The sequence below is a fragment of the Lentilactobacillus sp. genome (assembly GCF_040773105.1).
GTDB lineage: Bacteria > Bacillota > Bacilli > Lactobacillales > Lactobacillaceae > Lentilactobacillus > Lentilactobacillus parabuchneri.
Window position 1 is genome coordinate 1 of record NZ_JAXGWW010000088.1, and the last position, 8009, is coordinate 8009.

10 protein-coding genes are annotated in these 8009 nt (G+C 43.8%); 6 read left to right on the forward strand and 4 right to left on the reverse strand.

From position 1 onward, the window contains the following. The coding region (locus AB3112_RS06035; RefSeq protein WP_367334110.1) for an ABC transporter ATP-binding protein at positions 1-1092 on the forward strand (1092 nt) is incomplete at its 5' end. 398 nt (positions 1093-1490) lie between these two features. Here the strand turns inward: AB3112_RS06035 and AB3112_RS06040 are convergent. Next, a complete protein-coding gene (locus tag AB3112_RS06040; protein ID WP_084973460.1) occupies positions 1491-1925 on the reverse strand; it encodes an Hsp20/alpha crystallin family protein in 435 nt (144 codons plus the stop codon). Between the two features lie 96 nt (positions 1926-2021). Next, positions 2022-2456, reverse strand: coding sequence for an Hsp20/alpha crystallin family protein (locus AB3112_RS06045; protein ID WP_084973458.1), 435 nt, complete (start codon positions 2454-2456; stop codon positions 2022-2024). Between the two features lie 254 nt (positions 2457-2710). Between AB3112_RS06045 and AB3112_RS06050 the strand changes: the two genes are divergently transcribed. Next, positions 2711-3403 carry a matrixin family metalloprotease gene (locus AB3112_RS06050; RefSeq protein WP_084973457.1) on the forward strand — a complete coding sequence of 231 codons (693 nt, stop codon included), beginning with the start codon at positions 2711-2713 and terminating at the stop codon, positions 3401-3403. Positions 3404-3496: 93 nt separating this feature from the next. On the opposite strand, the gene AB3112_RS06055 is transcribed toward AB3112_RS06050, so the two are convergent. Further along, positions 3497-4201: a VIT family protein gene (locus AB3112_RS06055; protein WP_057910817.1), complete on the reverse strand. Its 705-nt coding sequence runs from the start codon at positions 4199-4201 to the stop codon at positions 3497-3499. A 33-nt stretch (positions 4202-4234) separates the two neighbouring features. Further along, positions 4235-4915, reverse strand: coding sequence for a VIT family protein (locus AB3112_RS06060; RefSeq protein ID WP_084973455.1), 681 nt, complete (start codon positions 4913-4915; stop codon positions 4235-4237). A gap of 186 nt (positions 4916-5101) precedes the next feature. On the opposite strand from AB3112_RS06060, the gene AB3112_RS06065 reads away from it, so the two are divergent. The 4 genes from AB3112_RS06065 to AB3112_RS06080 form a co-directional block, all read left to right on the forward strand. Next, positions 5102-5860, forward strand: a complete 759-nt coding sequence (locus AB3112_RS06065) for an NADPH-dependent oxidoreductase (protein WP_367334111.1) — start codon at positions 5102-5104, stop codon at positions 5858-5860. A gap of 350 nt (positions 5861-6210) precedes the next feature. Beyond that, positions 6211-6873, forward strand: coding sequence for an amino acid ABC transporter permease (locus tag AB3112_RS06070; RefSeq protein ID WP_057910814.1), 663 nt, complete (start codon positions 6211-6213; stop codon positions 6871-6873). Further along, positions 6854-7543, forward strand: coding sequence for an amino acid ABC transporter permease (locus AB3112_RS06075; protein WP_057910813.1), 690 nt, complete (start codon positions 6854-6856; stop codon positions 7541-7543). Before AB3112_RS06070 ends, AB3112_RS06075 begins: the two co-directional genes overlap by 20 nt. After that, the coding region (locus AB3112_RS06080; protein ID WP_367334112.1) for an amino acid ABC transporter ATP-binding protein at positions 7536-8009 on the forward strand (474 nt) is incomplete at its 3' end. The genes AB3112_RS06075 and AB3112_RS06080, both read left to right, overlap by 8 nt.

Consider the following 8009-nt stretch of genomic DNA (forward strand, 5'->3'; position numbering starts at 1 on the left):
AAGCGGATTAACGAAGAGTTTAGCGATACAAATGATCAGTACTATGACACCCGGCGGGCGATGATTCGAATTAACTCATTGCTGTTAAACCCAATTATTAATCTGTTCTACGCATTGGGCACTGTTCTGGCGTTGGGGATGTTTGGTATTCGGGGTCTTCATGGTTACGTGGCCGCCGGAATTATTTATGCGTTCATTACTTATCTGTCCAATTTCTACAACCCAATGTCTGAAATGATGGACCGATTGAGTGACTTTCAAGATGGTGTGGTTGCCGGATCACGGGTGCTTAAGATTATGGATGATCAAACCGATGAACCGAAGCAGCACGTCGACCCGGATGCCCGAATTACGGAAGGCAAGATCGAATTTAAACACGTCACATTTTCATATGACGGCAAAAACGATGTCCTCCACGATATTTCCTTTGTGGCAGAGCCGGGGCAGACAGTCGCGCTGGTTGGTGAAACCGGGAGTGGAAAGACGTCTATGATTAATATCTTGATGCGCTTTTATGAATTTGGTTCCGGTGAAATCCTGATCGATGACCGAGACATTCGTGACTATTCGATTCAGGAGTTACGCAAAAAAATGGGCTTGGTTTTGCAAGAGCCGTTTATGTTTTATGGGACGGTGGCCTCAAATATTCGAATGTTTAATCAAGAAGTCACGGACGAAGAGGTTCGAGAAGCGGCGCGGTTCGTTCAGGCAGATCAATTTATTGAAGACTTACCGGATCAATATAATTCTCGGGTCATTGAGCGTGGGGCCAGCTATTCCAGTGGTCAACGACAGTTAATCTCATTTGCCCGAACGCTGGTGACGGATCCCAAAATTCTAATTCTGGATGAGGCGACCGCAAATATTGATACGGAAACAGAGCAGGTAATTCAAGCCGGATTGGCTAAGCTCCAAGAGGGAAGAACAACGATTGCGATTGCCCACAGATTGTCGACGATCCAAAACGCGGATTTGATCCTGGTCCTTGAGTCAGGAAGAATCGTTGAGCGGGGAACCAATGATGAATTGCTGCAGAAGCACGGCTTTTATTATGATATGATCCAGTTGCAAAATTCGGCGCATTTGGATTAGAGAGTGCGGAACAAAGCGCTTAGCAACTGGAGCCTAAGGAGACTTTGGGGGAAATCGAGTTTGATTTTTCCCAAAGTCTCCTTAGGTGCAAGTTGCTGCTTTGTGGAGCAGGTTTTAGCAAAGTGGCAGAAAGAATCTATTATTCCCGGGTTTGGAATGATGACTTGTTCGCCTTAAATGGCAGGGATCAGCCGTTTGAGGCACGTTTCAGCTAGATAAAAGTAATGCACTAAACAGGGAGGGGGCTTCTGGAAAAATCGAGTTTGATTTTCCCAGCAGTCCCCTTAGGTGCAAGTTACTGCTTTGTGGCACACTTTTCTGCAAAATCGCAATACTAAAATCGTTCAACTCGAAACAAACTTTCGAAGTGATCGCTTTTGTTATATCATAGCATCTGATTATTGAATCTCGATTTGGCCACTGTCTTGCTGACTATCTGCAGCCTTTGGCAACGTTACAGTTAAGACGCCGTCATTCATTTGGGCTGAAATGTGATCGCGGTCAACACCAGGCAATTCGTAAGTTCGTGACATGACGCCATGACGACGTTCGCTGGCAACAACTCGACCTTGTTCATCCTTTTTTTCGGAATCATTTTCTTGGTCAATGCTTAATGCCAGATCGCCATGTTGATATGCCAAGTGGATATTGTTCTTATCAACACCAGGGACATCGACTTTCATGACGTAGTTCTTGTCGTTTTCGGTAATGTCGGTTTTCAAATCACCCGTTGCCATGTAGTCATTATCTGCATCAGCTGGGCTAAAGAAGCGACGTGCCAAAGTATCAAAGAACGGATCCATTGCGAAACGATTCATTAATTCATTTGCCATAATACCAATCTCCTTTTTGTTTATTAATAATGTAAATTAATAAGCGTCAAAGGTGGTAAAACATGATTGTTGCGTCACGTTCCCCCAATCAAATTTTTACTGAATATCAATATTTCCTGACTTGTCTTCACTCTCGGTTACTTTTGGTAATGTAACGTTCAAAACACCGTTGTCGATGTGAGCTGAGATATTGTCACGGTCAACACCCGGTAATGAATAGCTGCGTGACATGACACCGTGGCTACGTTCGCTGGCAATGACCTTGCCGTTTTCATCTTTTTGTTCGCTGGTGTGCTCTTGGTTAATGTTCAAGGACAATACACCATCTTGGTAATTCAAATGAATATTGTTTTTATCAACACCGGGAACATCAATCTTTAATGAATAGTTTTTATCAGTTTCGTTAATGTCTGTCTTAAGGCTACCAAAGTTCTCGTAGTCCTTATCAAAATCCGAAGGGCTGAAGAAACGATGTGCCATACGATCAAAGAACGGATCCAAGTCGAAACGATTCATTAATTCATTTGCCATAATATCGATCTCCTTATTTTCGAATTAATTATGATCAGGTAATGTCGGAACAACGCTTCACTTTTTCGCTCCTCTGTTACCTTTCATCTTCTATAATAATCAGTTTTGAAATGAATGCCAGCATTTAGCACTCGAATGTTGAGAGTGCTAAAAATGGCCCTTCTTTTTCGAAGTTGAATATGATGAAAGCCCCTTACAATCGGCGATGTGCTATGCTTAACCTGTCAAATATGGAAGTTGGGTGAACAATAGAAATGAACGAATTATTCAGCAAAAATTTCATTCAACGCGTAATCTGGCTGTCAATTGGCGCATTCTTGATCAGCCTAATCATTTGGCTAGTTGGATTTTCAACGAGTTTATCGCCGGCCGTGATTGACGAAAACAACATGCCAACGGAGCAAGTGGATACAACCACGACGCCCGCCTATAGTCCAAAAACAAATTTCCATTGGTCAACCAAGACAATCTCTTATCACATTACTGAGACGACGCCTGGCCATTATCGACAAGCTTGGATGCGGGCAATTAAGGCGTGGAATGCCGTTGATGTGGTTAATCTGATACCAGCAGGGAATTCTAGTCAAGCTGACATTATTTTGAGTGTGAAGACGTCCTATCATGAAGGCGGTGGGACCGTTGAGAACATCGCTGGCGGCGTTGTCGGTTATACAAGAGAAGAATTTGGCCATGTGGACGGGATACCGTTATTTGTTCATCAAAATAAGAGCTACCTGATTATTGATTCGATGAAACAAGCACACTATGATTCCGTTAACGAACAGGTGAGTGTGGCAATGCACGAACTGGGTCATGACTTGGGACTTGAACACAGCGATAGTCCTCATTCCATCATGCAGGAAGCTGCCCCAACCTATTTGTACAACATTCCCGAAGTTGACGCCAAGCATCTGGCGCAGTTGTATGAGGGGATACCGGAGAGGTGATGGCTGTCACCCCGTTCTTGATATGAGCAGATTTTTATACAAAAAAAGCGGCTTCCATGAAGTCGCTTCTCGTATTCACATGATTGAATTGTTTTAAACAGCCAGCAGCATACCAACTGAATAGTGAATGATCATGGTGATAATGCCGACAATAATGTTTCTGATAATGGCTGTTTTGACCAAACCATTTCCTAAGCGGGCGCTCAAAAATCCGGTGATGCCAACTGATAGGCAGACGGCCAGGATAGTAGCCGGCCACTGAAATGCAACAGGCGTTACAGTCATCGCCACAAGTGGGAAAATACCACCGGCAGCAGCTGAAAATAACGATGAGAAAGCTGCGTCCCAGGGGTTCATATAATGTCCGAGCTGCAGATCATACTTGACATTGACAATGGTTTCCAAAGGCTTTTTGCTCATTAAATCTTTGGCAATCTTATCCGCAGTTTGTTTGGTAACCCCTTGATCAACGTAGTAGTCTGAAACGACGTTCAATTGATCTTCATAATTAGTTTTGAGTAAGGCTTTTTCTTTTTCGACGACCGATTGTTCGGTATCTTTTTGGGTACTAACGGATGCGTACTCGCCCGATGCCATTGAAAAAGCACAGGCCAATAGGTCAGATAATCCGGCAATGAAAATTGTAAATTGATTGGTTGTTGCAACCGCAACACTAAATAGGACACCAACAACGGTTAAAATACCATCATTGGAACCCAACACGCCGGCACGCAGCGTATTGAGCTTTTCGTCCATTGTTTGGCCGTCTTTTTTCTTCTTAGAACGAACGCTTACCATACTTTTTGCTCCCCTCTACTCTCTTTTGAATGATCAGGATCCAATTAATGTTCCGATTGTATAGGTCACAAGCATCGTCAAGACACCTGAAACGATATTTCGAATCATGCCACGAACTTTATTGGCGTTCCCTAGTTGAGCGGCAGTATATCCGGTAATCGCCAGTGCGATAATCACCGCAATAAACGTTGCGGGAATTCGGATCGCCCTGGGGAACAAAGTGATGGCTAAAAGTGGTAGAATTGACCCTGTTGGAAATGAAATCATTGAGGCAATTGCTGCTGATAACGGGTTGGTGTATTCACCAACGTTAAACCCGTATTTTTGGCGAACGGTCGTCTTGACCGGGTCTTTACTCATCATTTCAGAGGTCGCTTGTTTGGCGAGATCCGATGAAATGCCATCACCCATCAACTTATGTTGAACCGTGTTAAATTCATTGTCATACGCGGAATTGAGGGCCGCTTTTTGAAGGCTGATTGCATGGCGCTGTGAATCTTTTTGGGTGTTGACGGATACCCATTCACCCATTGCCATTGAAACCGTTCCGGCCAGCATACCGGAAATTCCTGAAATAAAAATAGCAAAATTACTCGAAGTAGCTCCGGCAACACCAATAACGATCCCGGCAACTGAGACGATACCATCGTTGGCACCCATTACGGAAGCCCTTAGAACGTTAATCTTTTGTGAGAGCGATCTTTTCTTCGCCATCGAATCACCTGCTTTGTAGTTTATAATCATTATTATCTAACGAAATTAATTCTATACCTTCGTACTTAAAATGTAAATCAAAAGTATTGCCTGTATTGATAACTTCATCATGCCACTTTTCACATTATAATTAAAGCCCCAATTTAGAATCACTATCAAATAGTTAGCCACATAATAGTTTAGGAGATGCCACTTTTGACCAATCAAATCATTGAGCAATTAACTCAGCACAGAAGTATTCGCAACTTTCAAAACAAGCCACTTACGAATGAACAGGTTGCTGTTTTGGTGGATGCTGCCCAACATGCCTCGACCAGCACCTTTTCGCAGCAATATTCAATTATTAGTGTCACAGATCCAAAGATCCTTAAAGAAATTGGTCGGATCAGCGGACATCATTGGTTGATGAACGCTGGCCACTACTTCGTGATGGTGGCCGACCAACATCGAAACTTGCGAATTGCCAAAGCGCATGACAGCGATCCGTTCATCCTTCATTCAATGGATAAGTTTCTTGCCAGTGTCTTTGATACCGCAATCGCTACGGAAAATATCATGGTGGCAGCCGAAAGCATGGGGCTTGGCGGCACAATCATGGGGAGCATTTTAAACGATTCTCAAAAAATGATTGAGTTATTGAACTTACCGGAGCTGACATTTCCACTACTGGGAATTGCACTGGGCTATCCCGCCGATGAACCGGAATTAAAACCAAGGCTGCCAAAAGAAATGTTTCATTTTCGCAATCAATATGGTTCAGACGAAAACTTTGATCAGCAGTTAGCAAGTTATGATGCTCTGGTAGCGGCATACTATAAGCATCGAAGCTCAAACGACAGAACGGAAACCTTCAGTCATCACATAGTTTCCGAATTAGCTGCCGGTCACGGCCGGCGGGCAGAATTGGTTGACGTGATTCGCAAACAAGGATTTATGCTGCACTAAATATTTGTTAGTAATAATAGTTGACTTTTAGCGAATTAACCTTTACATTATTAGGTAATCGATTGACAGTCATTATTTGAATGTCACAATGTTGAAGAGAAGAGTAAGTTAATGCCTGATTAAAGCGACCGCTGTAAGTGAAAGGGCGGGCAGGTGTTTTCCGAAAGTGCGCTCGGAGTTGTGTGTTTCAGCTTAAATATGTATTCCAAACGAGGCATTTTGGTTGTTTGACTGAAGTGCGAAAAAGGGTGGAACCACGGTAATACGTCCCTGATAACCAGCGAGTCTGGTTGTCGGGGACTTTTTTGTGTAATGACTGTTAACTAAACTTGTGAGGGAGATGATTGTTAATGAGCAGCTGGACTATTATCCAACAGAGTCTGCCAATGTTTGAAAAAGGCTTTGTCCTAACGTTGTGGCTATCCCTAATTGGGATCGTTGGCTCGATTATTGTTGGACTGATTGTTAGTCTGCTTCAATACTTCAAAGTGCCGATTTTGCATCAGATCGCGTCGATTTATGTCGAAGTATCACGAAATACGCCGTTATTGATTCAGTTATTCTTCCTGTACTATGCCTTTCCGGTGATTGGCATTAAACTTGGTGCAGAGCTCTGTGGCATCATTGGCCTGATCTTTCTTGGCGGCAGTTACATGGCTGAGGGATTTACCGGTGGCTTCAATGGTGTGTCCAAGGGGCAATTGGAGTCCGGCAAGGCAATTGGGCTCAGCGGCTTTCAGCTGGCGAGATACATTGTCTTTCCGCAGGGCTTTTCGCTTAGCGTTCCGGCGATGGCGGCTAACATCATTTTCTTAATCAAGGAAACGTCGATTTTTACAGTGATTGCGATTCCGGAACTGACCAACACTGCCCTGGATTTGATTGGAATGTATTACCGTTCCAACGAGTATCTGTTTGTGCTGGTTGTCGCTTATGCCATCATTTTAATTCCGTTGTCGATTATTTTGACTTTACTAGAAAAGAGGGTTCGCTATGGCTCATTCGGGAATTAGTGTGTTATTTGAAGGAACCAATTTTCAACGGTTGCTTGGCGGACTCTGGGTAACAGTTAAAATAGCCGGAGTCGCGTTGATTTTTGGCTTAATACTGGGAATTATTCTAGGTGTTTTGCGAACGTTTAAGAACCGGCCGCTGCGGGTTTTGTTACGGCTCTACTTGGAATTTTTCCGGATCGTCCCAACGGTTGTTCTGCTATTTTTGTTCTACTACATCTTACCCCGCCAACTAAACTTTAACTTACCGGCAGATCAGTTGGCGACCTTGGTTTTTGCGTTGTGGGTCGCTGCTGAAATGAGTGACATTGTCCGTGGCGCTTTAATTTCAGTCCCCAAGCATCAACGGGAATCGGGCAAAGCCATCGGGCTCAATCGGTACCAGCTTTACCGCTACGTGTTAATTCCCCAAGCGATGAGTCTGGAGATTCCGGCAACCATTAATTTGGCAACCCGGGTCATCAAGACCACTTCGCTGTTGATGCTGATTTCGGTCATGGACGTGATTAATATTGGCCAACAAATTATTGAGGCCAACAACCATTCCCATCCGACCGGCGTCTTTTGGGTCTACGGATTGATATTTCTATTCTATTTTTTGATTGATTATCCGCTATCATGGTGGGCAAAACGGTTAGAGAAGAAGAGATTGGAGCGGGCAAATGGCTGAGCAGATTTTACAAGTTGAACATTTAGAAAAGTTCTATCAAAAAAAGCACGTGTTACATGATATTAATTTCCACGTTGAAAAAGGAGAAGTTGTCACGTTGCTGGGACCGTCGGGATCGGGTAAGAGTACGCTGATTCGCTGTTTGAACGGTCTTGAGGAATACCAGCAAGGAACGATTACCTTTGAGGGAAAGCAAATCGTTCCCACCGAAAAGAATTGGCAGCAAATTCGCCAAAAGATCGGGATGGTATTTCAAAGCTATGACCTATTTCCAAATTTGTCGGTCCTGGATAATATTTTACTTGGGCCGACCAAGGTTCAAAAACAAGCCAAAGAGGCGGCAAAGCAAGAAGGCCTGGCACTTTTGAAACGAGTGGGGCTGGAAGATTACGCGGACGCTTATCCACGGCAATTATCCGGTGGGCAAAAGCAACGGGTCGCAATCGTCCGTGCGCTGGCACTTCAT

What these genes read in the sequence shown, in the direction of transcription:
- AB3112_RS06050 (WP_084973457.1), top strand. Translation starts at nt 2,711, where the DNA reads ATGAACGAATTATTCAGCAAAAATTTCATTCAACGCGTAATCTGGCTG.
- AB3112_RS06065 (WP_367334111.1), top strand. Translation starts at nt 5,102, where the DNA reads ATGCCACTTTTGACCAATCAAATCATTGAGCAATTAACTCAGCACAGA.
- AB3112_RS06040 (WP_084973460.1), bottom strand. Translation starts at nt 1,925, where the DNA reads ATGGCAAATGAATTAATGAATCGTTTCGCAATGGATCCGTTCTTTGAT.
- AB3112_RS06075 (WP_057910813.1), top strand. Translation starts at nt 6,854, where the DNA reads ATGGCTCATTCGGGAATTAGTGTGTTATTTGAAGGAACCAATTTTCAA.
- AB3112_RS06070 (WP_057910814.1), top strand. Translation starts at nt 6,211, where the DNA reads ATGAGCAGCTGGACTATTATCCAACAGAGTCTGCCAATGTTTGAAAAA.
- AB3112_RS06055 (WP_057910817.1), bottom strand. Translation starts at nt 4,201, where the DNA reads ATGGTAAGCGTTCGTTCTAAGAAGAAAAAAGACGGCCAAACAATGGAC.
- AB3112_RS06060 (WP_084973455.1), bottom strand. Translation starts at nt 4,915, where the DNA reads ATGGCGAAGAAAAGATCGCTCTCACAAAAGATTAACGTTCTAAGGGCT.
- AB3112_RS06045 (WP_084973458.1), bottom strand. Translation starts at nt 2,456, where the DNA reads ATGGCAAATGAATTAATGAATCGTTTCGACTTGGATCCGTTCTTTGAT.